Origin of the sequence: Mycobacterium sp. ELW1 (assembly GCF_008329905.1) — a bacterium.
Classification (GTDB): Bacteria; Actinomycetota; Actinomycetes; order Mycobacteriales; family Mycobacteriaceae; genus Mycobacterium.
Map to the genome: position 1 here is coordinate 3,628,700 of NZ_CP032155.1, position 15,663 is coordinate 3,644,362.

Sequence of the window (15,663 nt, forward strand, 5' to 3'; positions counted from 1 at the left end):
TGCGTCAGAACAGCGTCGGCTGCGGCTCCGGCAGAGCCGACGGGTCCGGCGGCGTGGGCGGAGTGAACAAGCGGCGATCACCGCCGAGCTTGTACTTGGCGACCAGCGGTGCGGCCCTCTGCCGCAACATCTCCCGGTAATCGGCCGGAAGGTAGGCCCCGCGCCGGTACAACTCGCGGTAGGGCGCCACCAGTTCGGGATGTGACCGCGCGAGCCAGCTCATGAACACTCCCCTGGTCGAGCTGCGCAGGTGCAGACCGAACACCGTCACGCCGGTGGCCCCGGCCTCGGCGATCGCACCCAGCAGGCTGTCGAGATGCTCCGCGGAGTCGGTCAGATATGGCAGCACGGGTGCGACCATCACATGGCAGTCCAGCCCGGCGTCACGGACGGCGGCGATCAGGCCGAGTCGCGCCTGCGGGGACGGCGTTCCCGGCTCGACGTCGCGGTGCAGATCGGGGTCACCGACGGCCAGTGAGATCGCCACTGACACCGGAACTTGTTGCGCCGCATCCGCTATCAGCTCGAGATCGCGGCGCAGCAGAGTTCCCTTGGTCAAGATCGACATCGGCGTGCCCGAGTCCGCCAGCGCTCCGATGATGCCCGGCATCAGGGCGTAGCGACCCTCGGCCCGTTGATACGGATCCGTGTTGGTGCCCAATGCCACGGTCTCCCGGCGCCAGGACCGCCGGCCCAGCTCCCGCCGCAGCACCTCGACGAGGTTGGTCTTCACCACGATCTCACTGTCGAAATCGTCGCCGGGATCGAGTTCCAGGTACTCGTGGGTGGGCCGGGCGAAGCAGTACCGACAGGCGTGCGCACAACCGCGGTAGCCGTTGACCGTGTACGTGAACGGCAACATCGAGGCGGCGGGAATCTTGTTCAGCGCCGACTTGCACAGCACCTCGTGAAAAGTGATGCCCTCGAATTGCGGTGTCCGAACGCTGCGCACAAACCCGATGCGCTGCAGGCCGGGCAGCGCGCCGTCGTCGACCGCTATCCCCTGGCCGCTCCACCGCATCGCTCTATTCGAACGCACGTTCGATGGTCTGTCAATGGCGCGGCGGGCCGACGTCACGGATCTTCCCACTCCCCGAGAAGGCGTTCGGGGTGGTGGTAGTCGTTGCTGCCGCCGCGCATGGGTACGTCAGGCGGTGGGGTCCATTCGGTGTGACCGTCGGGGAGTTGGCGGGTGGTCCATCCGTCGTTTTCGACGAGCAGGTTGTCGCACTTGCACGCCAGGGTGAGGTCGTCGATGTCGGTGCTGCCGCCGTGTTTCCAATCTTGTGCGGCGTGGTGGACCTGGCTGTTGTAGCCATTGACGGTGCAGCCGGGTGCGGTACAGCCGCGGTACTTGCCCAGCAGCATGAGTCGTTGATCGGCTGAGGCCAGTCGCTTGCTGCGGCCCAGCCACAGTGATTGGCCGGTCACGCCGTCGAATACCGCGAGGTAGTTGTAGGAGGGCGCCGCGGCACGGATCAGGTCCGTCATCGGGATCAACGTGCCGCCCGCGGTGACGGCGTGACCGGCCCCGGCTTGTAGTTGCTGGAGGGTGGTGGTGACGATCATGGTCACCGGAAGTCCGTTGTGCCGGCCGAGTTTCGGATCCCCCAGCCGGGATTGAACCAGTGTGGTGAGCGCGTCGTGCTGACGTTGCGGGTGGGTTCGGGTGTCCTCGGGTTCGGGGGCGGCGAATTTGGCCAGCCAGGCGTCGAGCATTCCCCGCAATCGGGGGTCGGCCACCAATTTTCCGACACTCATGCCGTCGGCGCGCTGACCGCCGCACCACACGAAGCCACGCTTGCGGGAGCGGTCTTCCTCGGAGTACTTGCCGTCGGGGTTGAGGTGGACGGCGAGGCGGTCGGCGATCTTCTCCAGCTGATCGGGCCGCATCGCCTGGGCGTGTTGGGCGAGTGTGCGTTCGGCCTTCTCGACCTCGACCGGCCCGACGTGATCGGGCAGGTCCCGGAAGAACTTCTGGATGACCCGCACATGCTCGCCGTCGAGAAGCCCGGAATTCCAGGCTGTGCCGGTCGCCGGCAACAACGGCGCCAACGGTTGCCCGGCCAGCGTTGTGCGTGGGGCCAACTGTTCGGCATCACGCACCCGCCGCCGGGCAGCGCCCCGACTGATCCGCAGCACATCGGCCACCACCAACGGGATCGGCGGGCACCCTTCATACCGCTCCAGGCGCGCGATCTGACTGTGCGAGACGGCGACCTGGCGGCGGATCGCCGTCTCGAGCCGCTCCAGAGCCGCAAAGCGTTCCGGCGCGGGCAATTCGCCGATGTCGGCTGCACCCACGAGTTCGACCGCGGCGTCAAGCGCGTCAAGCGCCAGTGCGATCGAACTCATGTTCGAAACATTACGCTGCGCCACCGACAAAAACCGACGATGAGAACGCGCTGTGGATCAAGTTCACACTGGGGATAACCCAAGTCGCAGAATCGAATTCGACTAGTCGTCGAGCTCCCCGGCGATTCCCCGTTCGAGGGCCGCGGTGGTCCGGTCGGGCAGCACAAGCAGGCCGTCGAGCTCGCCGCGAGCCAGGTCGTAGGCACGTTCGCGTTCCTGCGGGGTGGCGCCGCGATCGGCTGCCACCCGCAGCAGGCTCTGGGCACGGGTCAGCCGCTGCTGATCCTGGCGGGAGAAGTCACCGCGCCGGCGCCGTTTTGCCTCGTTCTCGGCGGCCTCGAACGCGGTCACGTACGCCTCGACGGCGTCGAGATACTGCCGTGCGGCCTCGCCATCGTCGAGCAGGTCTTCGGCCTTGCCGGGGCGCACCAGTTTGGCGCGTAACTTGGCCCGGTGGAAGGCCACCGTCAGCGGATCCCGCATGTCGGTCATCGCCGGGAAGTCGAGCAGCTTGGCGGCATCGAGTTCGTACTCCAGCCAGCGAGCGTCGGTCCGCTTGTGTTCCTCGATCACCCGGGTGATCGTGCGCCATTGCACCGCTTGGCTTTTCGTGCTGTCCTGCACCGTGACAGTCGGCTCGGCCACCGGCTCGTTCTGCCGCCTGATGGCGGAGATGCCCTTGACCGCGGCGTAGATCGCACCGGCCAGCGGCACGATCACGAGCAACAGCTCGACTAACCGGAAAATCAGCCCCACCTGGCCAGGATGCCACTTGGTCAGCCGGGTCCGTCGCTGGCGGCGGCCAGCAGCGGAACCAGCACGTCACCGACGGGCGTGTCCAACCCGTGCCTGGCGGCCTTGCGCACGATGACGTTGTTGCGGATATCCCATTCCAGCCGGCGATGCGCTTCGGCGTCGGTGAGCATCGACGTCGTCAGATCCTCGGGTGCGGTAGCGAACATGTCGGTCACCTCGTCGATGACCGAATCGGGCAACCGCGCGCCGTCCGCCCGAGCCACGGTCACGCACTCGGCCAGGTAGCGCCGCGCAAGAGCCGCGACGTCGGGGCGGCGGAACATCCCCGATCGCCGTCTGGCCAACACCATGAAACCGGCGAGTGCGTTGAACAACAGCTTGCGCCACGCCGCGGTGGTGAAGTCTGGGTCGAGCTCGACGATCATCTCCGTCGAACGCAGCACCGCCGCAAGGATTTCCGCATCGGCGGTGTCGGGCAGCACCAGACGCGCTTCGGTGCGCAGCCGCACCCAACCGTCCGGCTGCCGCTCCGCCGAAAACCACACGACGGCGGGCACGATATGCGCCGACGGGCAGAACGGGCCGACGCGCTCGACCTGTTCGACGCCGTTCTGCAGGACGCAGACAATCGTGTGGTCGTCGCACAGGCGCTCCAGCCAGCCGGCCGCCTGCTCGTTCTGGGAGTCCTTGACCGCCAGGAACACCACGTCGACCGGACCGTCGACGCCACCCGGGTCGGTCAGCACCGGGCCGGGCACCACGATCGGCTGCTGGTCATCGGGCCGGACCTCGATCTGATCGCGCGGGGTGTGCCCACATACCGTGACCGCGTGCCCGGCGGCATGCAACACAGCGGCGACGGTCGAACCGATCGCGCCGGGACCGACGAGTGCTATCGAGGTGCCCACCGCACCCAACATACTTACGGTGACTGAGTGGCCGAACCGTCGTTGCGCCGGGCGATACCGTCCGATGCCGTATCCATCGCCGAGCTCGCCGAACGGGCGTATGAGAAATACGTCGCGCGCATCGGCCGGCGGCCGGCGCCGATGGACACCGACTACGCCGCACTGATCGGCGCCGCCAACGTGTGGGTGCTGACCGACGACAACGGACTGGTCGGCAGCCTGGTCACCTGCGTGATGGACGACCACCTGCTGCTCGACGCCATTGCCGTCGCGCCGCACGCTCAGGGCCGCGGGTACGGGGCGTTACTGCTACGCCGCGCCGAGGACGACGCCCGCGAGGCCGGCCTCACGGAGGTCAGGCTTTACACCAATGCCGCGATGACCGAGAACGTCGCGATGTATCCGCGGTTCGGCTATGTGGAAACGCACCGCGGCGGTCAGGACGGCTTTCGTCGGGTGTTCTTCAGCAAGCGCCTGTGATTTAAGACGTCCACTTGGAGAGGTAGCACTGCGGGCTGTAGGGCGCGTCCTGGGCGACGGCGACCTGGCCGTCGATGGACACCTCGCAGTGCGCGTTCGGGGCACCCTGTCCGCCATGCGTGGTGCTCGCCACCTGCAGGAATGCCCACTGCGGGTCATCGAGGGTGGTCTGGAAGACCCACGGAGCGTCCGGCGACACGGTGATGGTCTCGCGCTTCATGAACGGGTTCGAGTCCGCGTTGAAAGCGTCCTTGCTGGGCGGCTGCGCCGTCAGATAGGTGATCGTGAAGTCGTACGTACCACCGGTCGCGAGCGTGTAGGTCACCTGATGCCCGGGCGCCGGCTCAGCGTTCGACGTGGCGTGCGTGGCTGCAACACCGGCGGCCGCCAACACCAGCGCCGCCCCGACTCTTGCTGTCACATTTCGCATATCGGCCATATCGACCACGCTACCGACATCGTTACCCGTGTCGGCCTGCCCCGGCATCCAGCGAATGACTAGCAGGTTAACGAGTTCGTCACACACAGATATGTCACAGAAACTTATTGGTCCTAACGTCCGGGTCGACACCAACCGTGGGTTCGGGGGCCATCAGGTCTGTTGCGGCCCAATGCTTGTCTTTCCCAACATGAAAGGGCCTCTATGCATCTCCGGCGCTCCGCATTGAATCGATCGTTTTTGGCGGCGACAGGCGTGGCGGTGACCGCGGGCCTGCTCCTGTCCGGCTGCGGCAGTAAGGCCACCGAGACCGACACAGCAAAGTCGGATTCATGCGTTGACACGTCCGGGTCCACTATCAAGGTGGGGTCGCTGAACTCGTTGTCGGGCACGATGGCCATCTCCGAGGTCACCGTGCGTGACTCGATCAAACTCGCGGTCGACGAGATCAACGCCAAGGGCGGTGTGCTGGGCAAGCAGGTCCAGATCGTCGGTGAGGACGGGGCTTCCGACCCCGCGGTGTTCGCGCAGAAGGCCGAGAAGCTGATCAAGAACGACTGCGTGGCCGCGGTGTTCGGCGGCTGGACATCGTCGAGCCGCAAGGCCATGCTGCCGGTCTTCGAGAGCAACAACGCGCTGCTCTACTACCCCGTGCAATACGAGGGTCTGGAGTCCAGCAAGAACATCTTCTATACCGGTGCCACCACCAACCAGCAGATCGTCCCGGCCCTGGACTTCCTCAAGGAGAAGGGCATCACGTCGCTGTACCTGGTGGGTAGCGACTATGTGTTCCCGCAGACCGCGAACCGCATCATCAAGGCGTACGCCGCGGCCAACGGCATCGAGATCAAGGGCGAGGACTACACCCCGCTCGGCTCCACGGACTTCTCCACGATCGTGAACAAGGTTCGTTCGTCGAATGCCGGTGCGGTGTTCAACACCCTCAACGGCGACTCCAACGTGGCGTTCTTCAAGGAGTACACCAACGCGGGACTGACTCCGCAGAAGATGCCGGTGGTCTCGGTGTCGATCGCCGAGGAGGAGGTCCAGGGCATCGGCGCGCAGAACATCGCCGGCCAGCTGACCGCGTGGAACTACTACCAGACGCTGGACAACCCGGTGAACAAGGCGTTCGTCAAGGCGTTCAAGGACAAGTACGGGCAGAACCGGGTGACCTCCGACCCGATGGAAGCCGCCTACGTTTCGGTCTACCTGTGGAAGAACACCGTCGAGAAAGGGAAGTCGTTCGACGTCAAGGCGATTCAGGACAACTGCGCCGGCGTGACGTTCGACGCCCCGGAGGGTTTGGTCACCATCGACGGCGAGAATCACCACATCACCAAGACCGCGCGGATCGGCGAGATCCATCCCGACGGACTGATCTACACGATCTGGGAGTCCCCCGGCCCGATCACCCCGGATCCGTACCTGAAGTCCTACCCCTGGGCCAAGGGTCTGTCGGGCTAGTCCGGGCGAGCGGAGCGACGGGAAACTAAGACAGCATGGAAGTCCTTGTCGGACAGCTGGCGACGGGATTGAGCCTCGGCTCGATCCTGTTGCTGGCCGCATTGGGGCTGTCGCTGACATTCGGCCAGATGGGCGTCATCAACATGGCGCACGGCGAATTCATCATGGTCGGCTGTTACACAGCCTTTGTGGTGCAGAAGGTCATCTCGAATGCCGGTGCATCACTGCTGGTTTCGCTGGTGGTCGGATTCGTGGTCGGCGGCCTGCTCGGGGTGCTGCTGGAAGTCACGCTGATCCAGCGGATGTACGACCGTCCCCTGGACACCTTGCTGGTGACTTTCGGTGTCGGGCTGATCCTGCAGCAGGCCGCGCGCAGCATCTTCGGCGCACCCGCGGTGAACGTCACCGCACCGGCATGGCTGTCGGGCGGTGTGGAGATCCTCGGCGCGGTGGTGCCCAAGACCCGCATCTTCATCCTGGTGCTGGCCGTCGTCTGCGTCGCCGTGCTGGCCGCCGTGCTCAAGCTCAGCCCGATGGGCCGGCGGATCCGGGCCGTCGTGCAGAACCGCGATCTGGCTGAGACCAGCGGCATTTCCAGCCGGCGAACCGACATCACCACGTTCTTCATCGGTTCGGGACTGGCCAGTGTGGCCGGCGTCGCCCTCACCCTGATCGGATCGACGAGTTCCACCATCGGCCAGAGCTATCTGATCGACGCGTTCCTGGTGGTTGTCGTCGGCGGACTCGGCCAGATCAAGGGCACGGTGATCGCTGCGTTCGCACTCGGCTTGATGAACTCCTTCATCGAGTACAGCACCACCGCGTCGCTGGCCAAGGTCATCGTGTTCGTGGTCATCGTGATCTTCCTGCAGGCGCGCCCGCAAGGCCTGTTCACCGTGCGGACAAGGAGTTTGGTATGAGGACCCTTGTCGGCAGGTGGCAGACCTGGGCGGGCTTCGCGGTCGCGGCCGTCATTCTGTTCGGCGTCGCACCCGCGATGCTGACCAGCTTCCGGCTCGGCCTGCTGGGCCAGTACCTGTGCTACGCGATCGTGGCCGCCGGCATCGGCTTGGCCTGGGGCCGCGGCGGAATGCTCACCCTCGGTCAGGGTGTGTTCTTCGGCCTCGGCGCCTACATGATGGGTATGCATCTCAAGATCGCCGACGCCGAGATCCGCAAACAGTCGGTGCCGGACTTCATGCAGATCGCGGGAATCCCTGCGCTGCCGTCGTATTGGGAACCGTTCTCGTCTGCCGCCTTCACCATGGCGGCGATCGTGGTGATTCCGACCGGCATCGCCGCGCTGCTCGGACTCGGTGTGTTCAAGCGCCGCGTCAAGGGCGCCTACTTCGCGATCCTGTCCCAGGCGCTTGCCGCGGCACTGGCGATCCTGCTCGTCGGGCAGGCCACCCTGGGTGGCAGCAACGGGCTCAACGGCTTTCGGACGTTCTTCGGGTTCCGGCTCTCCGACCCGGTGAACCGGCAGATGCTGTATTTCATCGCCGCCGGCACGCTGCTGGTGGTGGGTGGCCGTCGTGCGTCAGCTGATGCAGAGCCGCTATGGCGAACTCCTGGTTGCCGTTCGTGACGGCGAGGAGCGAGTCCGCTTCCTCGGCTACGACCCGGCCACCATCAAGGTCGTCGCCTACACCGCGGCCGCGTTGTTCGCCAGCATCGCCGGTGCCCTGTTCGCGCCGATCATCGGATTCATCACGCCGGCTCAGGTCGGCGTCGTGCCGTCCATCGCGTTCCTGATCGGCGTCGCGATCGGCGGACGCACCACGCTGCTCGGACCGATTCTCGGCGCCATCGGTGTGGCCTGGGCGCAAACCGCGTTCTCCGAACGGTTCCCGTCCGGATGGACCTACGCACAGGGATTGCTGTTCATCGTCGTCGTCGGCTTCTTCCCCGCCGGCCTGGCCGGAGTCGGGGCGCTGCTGCGCCGGCGCCGCCGTACCAAGGCGGTTCCGCCCGCCGGCGACGAGCAACAGACGGAAGTCGAGACCGTGGGAGCGGCAACGTGACCGAGCTCGCCGAACCGGTAGCCGGCGGCAATGTCGGCATGGGCACCGAATACCTCGAAGTCCGCGGTCTGACCGTCGATTTCGATGGGTTCAAAGCGGTCAACGACGTCGACCTCACCCTGTTCCAGGGCGATCTGCGATTCTTGATCGGCCCCAACGGGGCAGGCAAGACCACCGTCATCGACGCGATCACCGGCCTGGTGCCGGCCACCGGTTCGATCAACAAGTCGGGTGTGGACCTGCTGGGCAAGAAGGTCCACCAGATCGCCCGGCTCGGTGTCGGGCGAACCTTCCAGACTGCCAGCGTGTTCGAGCAGCTGACCGTGCTGCAGAACCTCGACATCGCCGCCGGCGCGGGCCGGTCCTGGTGGACGCTGCTGCGCAGGCGGCACGGGGTGCTGCCTGCCATCGAGGAGGCGCTGGAGACCATCGGCCTGTCGGATCTGGCCGACCGGCCGGCGGGCGTGCTCGCACACGGCCAGAAGCAGTGGCTGGAGATCGGCATGCTGCTGGTGCAGAACGCCGACGTGCTGCTTCTCGACGAACCCGTCGCCGGGATGAGCGGTGAGGAACGCGAGGAGACCGGAAACCTGTTGCGCCGCATCGGTTCCTCGCGCACCGTTGTGGTCGTCGAGCACGACATGGACTTCATGCGGGCGTTCGCGACGTCGGTGACGGTGCTGGCCCGCGGCCAGGTGATTGCCGAAGGGTCGGTCACCGAGGTGCAGGCCAACCCGAAGGTGCAAGAGGTCTATCTGGGCACCGCCGCGGCCGGAGACTTGGAGGCAAGCGAATAGTGTTGCAGCTCATCGATGTCCGTACCGGATACGGACGCTCTCAGGTCATCCACTCGGTCAGCATCGAGGTGCCCTCCGACGGCGTGGCCGCGGTGATGGGACACAACGGGGCAGGCAAGACGACCTTGCTGCGCGCGGCGGTCGGGCTGTTGAAATGCAGCGCGGGCCAGGTGCTGCTGCACGGCGAGGACGTGACCAAGCTGCGTCCCAACGCCCGGGTGGCCCGCGGGCTCGCCTATGTGCCGCAAGGCCAGCAGTCCTTCGGTCAACTCACCACCGCCGAGAACCTTCAGGTCGTCGCCGACGGCCGCAAACGCGGCAAACAGCTGATCGACGAACAGCTCGACCTGTTCCCCGCACTCAAGGAATTGTTGACTCGCCGCGCCGGTCTGCTCTCCGGCGGCCAGCGCCAACAGCTGGCCATCGCGCGAGCACTGATCACCAGCCCGACGATCCTGATACTCGACGAACCCACCGAGGGCATCCAGCCGTCCGTGGTCGCCGAGATCGAGGCGGCGATCACGGCGCTCACCCGCCGCGGCGATCTCGGCGTCCTATTGGTCGAACAGCACATCGGTTTCGCGCTGGAATCGGCTCAGCGGTACTACATCCTGGAGGCCGGGCGGGTGACATCCAGCGGGACCGGCGGGTCGGCGTCGGAGTCCGACGTCCGCGCGGCGATGGCGATCTAGACTTCGGGTCGTGAGCTGTGTCACGACAGTGAACCGAACCCTGCTACGGCGCGTCCCTGGTTAAGTGACGAACCGCCCGCGCTGGGGAATGAACACCGCCGTCAACCGCCGATCGATTCTGGTCGGGCTCGGGGCCGTCGGCGCGTTCCTGGCCGTCGATCTCGGCGCCGTGGCCTACGCCAACAAATGGATCGGGTCCGAGTCCCCCCGTAAAACGTTCCTCGACGGGTTCCTCAGCGTCTACGGACGCCAGCTCGGCTTCCGCAAGAACCATGCCAAAGGCGTCGTCGTCACCGGGTATTTCGAGAGCAACGGCAGCGGCGCACAGCTCAGCCGCGCCACCGTGTTCCGACAGGGACAGGTGCCCGTCGTCGGCCGGTTCTCGCTCGCCGGAGGTGACCCCCACGTCTCCGACACCCCGGGTGCGGCCCGCGGCCTGGGGCTGGCGTTCGGGTTCCCCGACAGCGGGCAATGGCGCACCGCGATGCTGAACCTGCCGGTGTTCCCGGACAATTCAGCGCGCGGGTTCTATGACCGGTTGCTCGCATCCAAGGTCGTCCCCGGCACCAAAGCGCCCGACCCCGCCGCGATGAAGGCGTTCCTGACCGACCACCCCGAAACCGCGGCCGCCATGGCGATCATCAAGAAGCACCCGCCGTCAGCCGGCTTCGGTGACAGCACCTTTCGCGGTCTCAACACGTTCTATTTCGTCAACGATGCAGGCGTCCGTTCAGCGGTGCGGTGGTCGCTCATACCGCAGCAGGGCGCACCCGCACCACGATCCGGCGACCCCAACGGATTGTTCGACGCGGTGGTGCGCCAGCTGCGCGACGGGCCGCTTCGCTGGCGTCTGCTCATCACCGTCGCGGGCCCGGGCGACCCGCTGACCGACCCCACCCTGCCGTGGCCGGAGGACCGGCCCAGCGTCGAGGTCGGCACGCTCACCCTCACCTCCGCGGCGACCGAGGCACCGGGTAACGCCCGCGACATCAACTTCGATCCGCTGGTGTTGCCCGACGGCATCGAACCCTCCGAGGACCCTCTGCTGTCCGCCCGCAGCGCCGTCTATGCGGCGTCCTACCGCCAGCGCACCGGGGAACCGACGTCGCCGTCGGCGGTCCAGGTCAACGAGGTCGGGGCATGACGCCGGTCGAGCGCTACCCGGTCCGCACCCGAATCCTGCACTGGCTGACCGCCGCCCTGGTGTTCAGCGCACTGTTCATCGGGTTCGTGATGGTCAACTCGCTGGGCGGTTACGGCGCTCTGGTGGGTGCGCACGTGACGCTCGGGGTGCTGATCCTGATCGTCGTGGTGTTCCGGGCGGCCAACCGCTTCACCCACCGCACCCCGCCGCTGCCGGCCACCGTGGGGTCCGTCGAGCAGCTGCTGGTGGTCGGCTCCGAGGTCGGGCTGTACGTCCTGCTTCTGGCTCAGCCGCTGGTGGGGTGGGCGATGGTGTCGGCAAGCGGCCGGCCGGTGGTGCTGTTCGGTTTCGTGCCACTGCCGCGGATCGCGCCGTTCGATGCCGACCTGTTCTTCCTGCTGCGCCAGACCCACTCGGTACTCGCCTACCTGCTGGTGGCTGCGATCGCCGCGCACGTCGCCGCGGTGCTGTTGCATACGCTGACGCTGCGCGACCGGATGCTGAGCCGGATGACCTTCGGTGGCCGGCGCGAGGAAGCGGAACCCGCCGACTGACAGGAGCCGTGATGCGACCCGTGCTGATGATGGGTGCGGCAGTCCTGGCCGCGGGGATGCTGGTCGCCACTCCCGGAGCGACAGCGGGCGCGTGCGCCTGCGGCGGCATCGTCAGCCCAGATCTGGATGCCCGGGTGACCGGCGAACAGAGCCTGGTCGCCTTCGACGGCGCCGCCGAGACCATTGTCATGCGCCTGGATCTGCAGTCGGTGGCCGACAACGCAGCGCTGATCGTGCCCACCCCGACGCCGGCCACCGCGAGTGCGGCCGACCCCGGACTGTTCAGCGAACTGGAACGGCTCACCGCCCCGCGCATGGAGCGCGGCGGAACCGGACACAGCGGTCGCGACGAGGCCGGCGCCGTCCCCGGTGCCGCACCGACCGTGGTCGCGCGGGTGCAACTGGGGCCGCTGGAGGCGACCACACTAACGGGGGGTGACCTCACCGGCGTGCGACGGTGGCTGGACTCCAACGGCTACCGTATGCGCCCCGAGGTCCTCGGCCGGCTCGAGGCGTACCTCGGGCAGGGTTGGTCGTTCGTGGCGATGCGGCTCACCGGCGATGCGCCGCTGTCCGGTCAGCTCGACCCGGTGCGGTTCGACTTCACCTCCGACCGCATGGTGTACCCGATGCGGATGTCGGCTGCCGCCAAGGAGACTCAGCGGGTCGTGATCTACACACTGGCCCAGCACCGGATGCAACGCGTCGACGGTGACGCCGCCCGTCAGGATGTCACGGTCGACTACGCCGGGTCGATCAGTGGCCGCACCAGCGATCCCGCGCTGACCGAGTTGAGCGCCACGAGTCCCTACCTGACCAAGATCTCGACAACGATCGCCGAACCATCCTCGATCACAACAGATTTCGTCTTCACCCCGGCTCCGAACGACGATCCGTACCAGCGCGTCATCGGCCGCCCCGACGGTGGTGCCGACCTCGGTGCGTTGCTGGTGGCGTTGAGCGCATCGGCGGTCGTCGTGGTGCTGGCCGCCGCGGGCGGGTTGATCTGGTACCGCCGCTATCGGCGCTCAGCCGGCGTCGAGTAGATGCGTACCGCCGGGCGACAACGCCACCGTGGCGCCCAGCCGGCCGAACAAATCGATCGCCGACTGGACCGTCTGATCGACGAAGGGCCCGAAGTCGCCGTCTGTGGCGTGATAGCGCCGCTCGGCGACCACACCGATCAACCGTGGGTCGGAGGACGGGAACACCGTGGCGGTGGCGTGGGTGTCGGCGCCGTTCCATTGCTGCACCAACGCCGCGACCCCGGCCCGGTGATCGGCCGGGTAATAGCGCTCCGCGGTGATGGTGATGTGAACCGCGGACCCGCTCGGCTGCAAGTGCACATGCAGGCGACCGTGGTAGGCGTTCACGAGAAAGAAAATCTCGTCATCGTGGTGGCCGCAGAAATACCGCAATTGGCGGCTGTTCACATAGCCCTCAATGACCTCGGCGCCGATCGCGGTGTTCATGTCTGTCCAACGGACCGCACAAACGACACGGTTCCCAGATCAGCCAAGGTTGCGCCAAGAATCTGGTGAGAATTGGTTAAATAGGGGTGCACTGCCGACAACGTGAATTCATTTGTGTTCGCGCCGAGATACCGGCGTGATGAGTCGTGCCTAAAATGTTTGTGCTTTCCCTGCACGTGTGCTGAGAATCTAGTAACTTCTGCCGCAGCAGTAACTCCAATGCACATTAGGGACATGACAATGATCAAAGGTTTGTTGACGGCGGCTGCTGCCGCCGGAGCTATCGCGCTGGCCGGCGCGCCGTCAGCCTGGGCGATCACCAACGCCGAGGCCGATTACATCAAGGATCTGACCAGCGCCGGTATCGCCGGCGACCAGGCGGCGCTGATCGCCGATGGTCACACCATCTGTTCGGCGCTCGCGCAGGGTGCAGACCCGAACGAGCTGTCGCAGACCTACTTCAAGAACTCAGGTCAAATCAGTCACGCTCAGGCGGATGCGGCGATCAACTTCGCCAAAACCGATCTGTGCCCCGCCGGCTGACACAAGTACGAACCGAGAGCGCGGCTGGCCTGTTCTAGGCCAGCCGCGTAATCACTTCTGCGACAAGCGAATCGACGGGGATATCGACCTGCGCGCCGGTCGCGAGATCTTTGACGCCCACGGTGCCGGCCTCGATGTCCCGGTCGCCTGCCACCACGGCGATGCGCGCGCCTGAGCGATCAGCGGCACGCATCGCTCCCTTCAGCCCGCGGTCGCCATACGCCAGGTCGACGCGCACGCCCTCGGCGCGCAGAGCCGCCGCCAGCGTTGCCACCACCAACTTGGCCTGCTCGCCCAGCGGCACCCCGAAAACGTCGCAGCGGCTTGGGTTTCCGACCGTCTTACCCTCGGCCCGTAGCGCCAGAACGGTCCGGTCCACGCCGAGCCCGAACCCGATTCCCGACAGATCCTGGCCGCCGAGCTGGCTCATCAACCCGTCGTATCGGCCGCCGCCACCGATCCCGGATTGCGCGCCGAGGCCGTCGTGTACGAACTCGAATGTGGTCTTGGTGTAGTAGTCCAGGCCACGCACCATCCGCGGGTTGACCACGTACCGCACGCCGAGCGCGTCGAGATGCGCCAGCACGGTCTCGAAGTGCTGCTTGGCCCCATCGGACAGATGGTCGAGCATCACCGGCGCGTCGGCGGTCGCCTCGCGCATCGCCGGCCGCTTGTCGTCGAGCACCCGCAGCGGGTTGATCTCCGCTCGGCGCCGGGTGTCCTCATCCAGGTCGAGCGTGAACAGGAACTCCTGCAGCAACTCCCGGTACTGCGGCCGGCAGCTGTCGTCGCCCAACGAGGTGATCTCCAGGCGGAAGCCGTCCAGTCCCAATGACCGGAAACCGGCATCGGCGACCGCGATCACCTCGGCGTCCAGCGCCGGATCGTCGACGCCGATGGCCTCGACCCCGACCTGCTGCAGCTGCCGGTAACGACCGGCCTGCGGGCGCTCGTAGCGGAAGAACGGGCCCGCGTAGCAGAGCTTGACCGGCAGGGCCCCGCGGTCCAGACCGTGCTCGATGACCGCGCGCATCACTCCGGCCGTGCCCTCGGGGCGCAGCGTCACCGATCGCTCGCCGCGGTCGGCGAAGGTGTACATCTCCTTAGAGACCACGTCGGTGGATTCGCCCACCCCGCGGGCGAACAGCGCGGTGTCCTCGAAGATCGGCAGCTCGACGTCGCCGTAGCCGGCCAGCCGGGCGGACCGTAAGAGACCGTCGCGGACCGCGACGAACTCGGCGGAGTCGGGCGGCAGGTAGTCAGGGACACCCTTGGGCGCCTGGAATTCGCTCACTTCAAACCTTCGAGAAATGGGTTGGTACGGCGTTCGAGACCGATGGTGGTGGATTCACCGTGCCCCGGTAATACCAGGGTGTCGTCATCGAGCACCAGCAGTTTGTCGACGATCGAGCTCAGGAGATCTCTCCCGCTTCCGCCCGGCAGGTCCGTGCGGCCGACGCTCTGTTTGAACAAGGTGTCACCGGTGAAGGCCATCGGGTCGCGTCCGGAGGCCCGATCGACTCGGAACACCACCGACCCCTTGGTGTGACCGGGCGTGTGATCGACGGTCACCGTGATGCCACCGAGTTCGATCTTGTCCCCGTCGCGGTCCAATTCGACGACCTGCCTGGGCTCGCGGAACAGCGCGCCCAGCGCGATCTGGCCGAGTCGCGGCCCGAACCCGCGGATCGGATCGGCGAGCATGAAGCGGTCCTTGGGGTGGATGTACACCGGGCAGCCGAAAGTATCGCCCACCTTCTGCGCCGACCAGATGTGGTCGATGTGCCCGTGGGTGAGCAGAACGGCAGCCGGGGTCAGCCGGTTCTCGTCGAGGATGCGGCGCAGCGTGGCAAAAGCGCGCTGCCCCGGGTCGACGACGATCGCGTCGGCCCCGGCGCGTGGGGCCAGCACGTAGCAATTGCATGCCAACATGCCCGCCGGGAACCCGGTGAGTAACACGTTGTCCAGTTTCCCATCCCCTGTTGGCGAGGGTCGTGCCCCCTTGCTTCAGCATCAACTGGCACACTCGGTG

Annotated in this window: 17 protein-coding genes and 1 pseudogene; 10 read left to right on the plus strand and 8 right to left on the minus strand. The window is 66.5% G+C overall.

The annotated features are described in order from the left end of the window. Positions 1–4: 4 nt before the first annotated feature. The 4 genes from D3H54_RS17115 to D3H54_RS17130 form a co-directional block, all read right to left on the minus strand. Positions 5–1,021 carry an Rv2578c family radical SAM protein gene (locus tag D3H54_RS17115; RefSeq protein ID WP_149380063.1) on the minus strand — a complete coding sequence of 339 codons (1,017 nt, stop codon included), beginning with the start codon at positions 1,019–1,021 and terminating at the stop codon, positions 5–7. Between the two features lie 53 nt (positions 1,022–1,074). Then, positions 1,075–2,355 carry an HNH endonuclease signature motif containing protein gene (locus D3H54_RS17120; protein ID WP_149380064.1) on the minus strand — a complete coding sequence of 427 codons (1,281 nt, stop codon included), beginning with the start codon at positions 2,353–2,355 and terminating at the stop codon, positions 1,075–1,077. A 102-nt stretch (positions 2,356–2,457) separates the two neighbouring features. Beyond that, entirely contained in the window at positions 2,458–3,111 is a 654-nt protein-coding gene (locus D3H54_RS17125; protein WP_149380065.1) for a hypothetical protein, read from the minus strand. Between the two features lie 20 nt (positions 3,112–3,131). After that, the gene (locus tag D3H54_RS17130) at positions 3,132–4,019 is read right to left on the minus strand and encodes an oxidoreductase (protein WP_286198908.1); all 888 of its coding nucleotides are present in this window, start codon (positions 4,017–4,019) and stop codon (positions 3,132–3,134) included. Positions 4,020–4,046: 27 nt separating this feature from the next. Here D3H54_RS17130 and D3H54_RS17135 point away from each other — a divergent pair, with 27 nt between their 5' ends. Further along, the gene (locus D3H54_RS17135; protein WP_149380067.1) at positions 4,047–4,499 is read left to right on the plus strand and encodes a GNAT family N-acetyltransferase; all 453 of its coding nucleotides are present in this window, start codon (positions 4,047–4,049) and stop codon (positions 4,497–4,499) included. A 1-nt stretch (position 4,500) separates the two neighbouring features. Here the strand turns inward: D3H54_RS17135 and D3H54_RS17140 are convergent, their stop codons facing one another. Further along, entirely contained in the window at positions 4,501–4,938 is a 438-nt protein-coding gene (locus D3H54_RS17140; RefSeq protein WP_168214895.1) for an Rv2576c family protein, read from the minus strand. A 204-nt stretch (positions 4,939–5,142) separates the two neighbouring features. On the opposite strand from D3H54_RS17140, the gene urtA reads away from it, so the two are divergent. The 8 genes and pseudogenes from urtA to D3H54_RS17180 all read left to right on the plus strand — a co-directional run bounded on the left by urtA (position 5,143) and on the right by D3H54_RS17180 (position 12,662). Continuing rightward, positions 5,143–6,405: an urea ABC transporter substrate-binding protein gene (urtA, locus tag D3H54_RS17145; RefSeq protein ID WP_149380068.1), complete on the plus strand. Its 1,263-nt coding sequence runs from the start codon at positions 5,143–5,145 to the stop codon at positions 6,403–6,405. Positions 6,406–6,440: 35 nt separating this feature from the next. Continuing rightward, entirely contained in the window at positions 6,441–7,325 is an 885-nt protein-coding gene (gene urtB, locus D3H54_RS17150; RefSeq protein WP_149380069.1) for an urea ABC transporter permease subunit UrtB, read from the plus strand. Continuing rightward, positions 7,322–8,429 (plus strand): annotated as a pseudogene (urtC, locus tag D3H54_RS17155) (urea ABC transporter permease subunit UrtC). The gene urtB and the pseudogene urtC overlap by 4 nt, the downstream one beginning before the upstream one ends. Positions 8,430–8,467: 38 nt before the next feature. Next, the gene (gene urtD / locus D3H54_RS17160; protein ID WP_149383586.1) at positions 8,468–9,226 is read left to right on the plus strand and encodes an urea ABC transporter ATP-binding protein UrtD; all 759 of its coding nucleotides are present in this window, start codon (positions 8,468–8,470) and stop codon (positions 9,224–9,226) included. Beyond that, positions 9,226–9,918: an urea ABC transporter ATP-binding subunit UrtE gene (urtE, locus tag D3H54_RS17165; protein ID WP_149380070.1), complete on the plus strand. Its 693-nt coding sequence runs from the start codon at positions 9,226–9,228 to the stop codon at positions 9,916–9,918. The genes urtD and urtE overlap by 1 nt, the downstream gene beginning before the upstream one ends. Before the next feature lie 88 nt (positions 9,919–10,006). Beyond that, on the plus strand, positions 10,007–11,062 hold the full coding sequence (locus D3H54_RS17170; protein WP_149383587.1) for a catalase family peroxidase: 1,056 nt from the start codon (positions 10,007–10,009) through the stop codon (positions 11,060–11,062). Beyond that, on the plus strand, positions 11,059–11,616 hold the full coding sequence (locus D3H54_RS17175; RefSeq protein ID WP_149380071.1) for a cytochrome b: 558 nt from the start codon (positions 11,059–11,061) through the stop codon (positions 11,614–11,616). The genes D3H54_RS17170 and D3H54_RS17175 overlap by 4 nt, the downstream gene beginning before the upstream one ends. Positions 11,617–11,627: 11 nt before the next feature. Further along, complete coding sequence (locus D3H54_RS17180) at positions 11,628–12,662, plus strand: DUF2330 domain-containing protein (RefSeq protein ID WP_149380072.1); 1,035 nt, start codon at positions 11,628–11,630, stop codon at positions 12,660–12,662. Here D3H54_RS17180 and D3H54_RS17185 read toward each other — a convergent pair. Then, on the minus strand, positions 12,645–13,088 hold the full coding sequence (locus tag D3H54_RS17185; protein WP_149380073.1) for a YbjN domain-containing protein: 444 nt from the start codon (positions 13,086–13,088) through the stop codon (positions 12,645–12,647). The two genes, D3H54_RS17180 and D3H54_RS17185, sit on opposite strands and share 18 nt — an antisense overlap. A 234-nt stretch (positions 13,089–13,322) precedes the next feature. On the opposite strand from D3H54_RS17185, the gene D3H54_RS17190 reads away from it, so the two are divergent. Next, positions 13,323–13,631, plus strand: a complete 309-nt coding sequence (locus tag D3H54_RS17190) for a DUF732 domain-containing protein (protein WP_158249003.1) — start codon at positions 13,323–13,325, stop codon at positions 13,629–13,631. 34 nt (positions 13,632–13,665) lie between these two features. On the opposite strand, the gene hisS is transcribed toward D3H54_RS17190, so the two are convergent. Further along, entirely contained in the window at positions 13,666–14,925 is a 1,260-nt protein-coding gene (gene hisS / locus D3H54_RS17195; protein WP_149380075.1) for a histidine--tRNA ligase, read from the minus strand. Then, on the minus strand, positions 14,922–15,590 hold the full coding sequence (locus D3H54_RS17200; RefSeq protein WP_149380076.1) for an MBL fold metallo-hydrolase: 669 nt from the start codon (positions 15,588–15,590) through the stop codon (positions 14,922–14,924). Before D3H54_RS17200 ends, hisS begins: the two co-directional genes overlap by 4 nt. Positions 15,591–15,663: the final 73 nt, after the last annotated feature.

Excerpts from the sequence above, each read along its gene's own strand:
- D3H54_RS17140 (WP_168214895.1), bottom strand. The coding sequence starts at position 4,938 with ATGGCCGATATGCGAAATGTGACAGCAAGAGTCGGGGCGGCGCTGGTG.
- D3H54_RS17120 (WP_149380064.1), bottom strand. The coding sequence starts at position 2,355 with ATGAGTTCGATCGCACTGGCGCTTGACGCGCTTGACGCCGCGGTCGAA.
- urtA (WP_149380068.1), top strand. The coding sequence starts at position 5,143 with ATGCATCTCCGGCGCTCCGCATTGAATCGATCGTTTTTGGCGGCGACA.
- D3H54_RS17185 (WP_149380073.1), bottom strand. The coding sequence starts at position 13,088 with ATGAACACCGCGATCGGCGCCGAGGTCATTGAGGGCTATGTGAACAGC.
- D3H54_RS17115 (WP_149380063.1), bottom strand. The coding sequence starts at position 1,021 with ATGCGGTGGAGCGGCCAGGGGATAGCGGTCGACGACGGCGCGCTGCCC.
- D3H54_RS17190 (WP_158249003.1), top strand. The coding sequence starts at position 13,323 with ATGACAATGATCAAAGGTTTGTTGACGGCGGCTGCTGCCGCCGGAGCT.
- urtD (WP_149383586.1), top strand. The coding sequence starts at position 8,468 with ATGGGCACCGAATACCTCGAAGTCCGCGGTCTGACCGTCGATTTCGAT.
- urtB (WP_149380069.1), top strand. The coding sequence starts at position 6,441 with ATGGAAGTCCTTGTCGGACAGCTGGCGACGGGATTGAGCCTCGGCTCG.
- D3H54_RS17170 (WP_149383587.1), top strand. The coding sequence starts at position 10,007 with ATGAACACCGCCGTCAACCGCCGATCGATTCTGGTCGGGCTCGGGGCC.
- D3H54_RS17175 (WP_149380071.1), top strand. The coding sequence starts at position 11,059 with ATGACGCCGGTCGAGCGCTACCCGGTCCGCACCCGAATCCTGCACTGG.
- D3H54_RS17180 (WP_149380072.1), top strand. The coding sequence starts at position 11,628 with ATGCGACCCGTGCTGATGATGGGTGCGGCAGTCCTGGCCGCGGGGATG.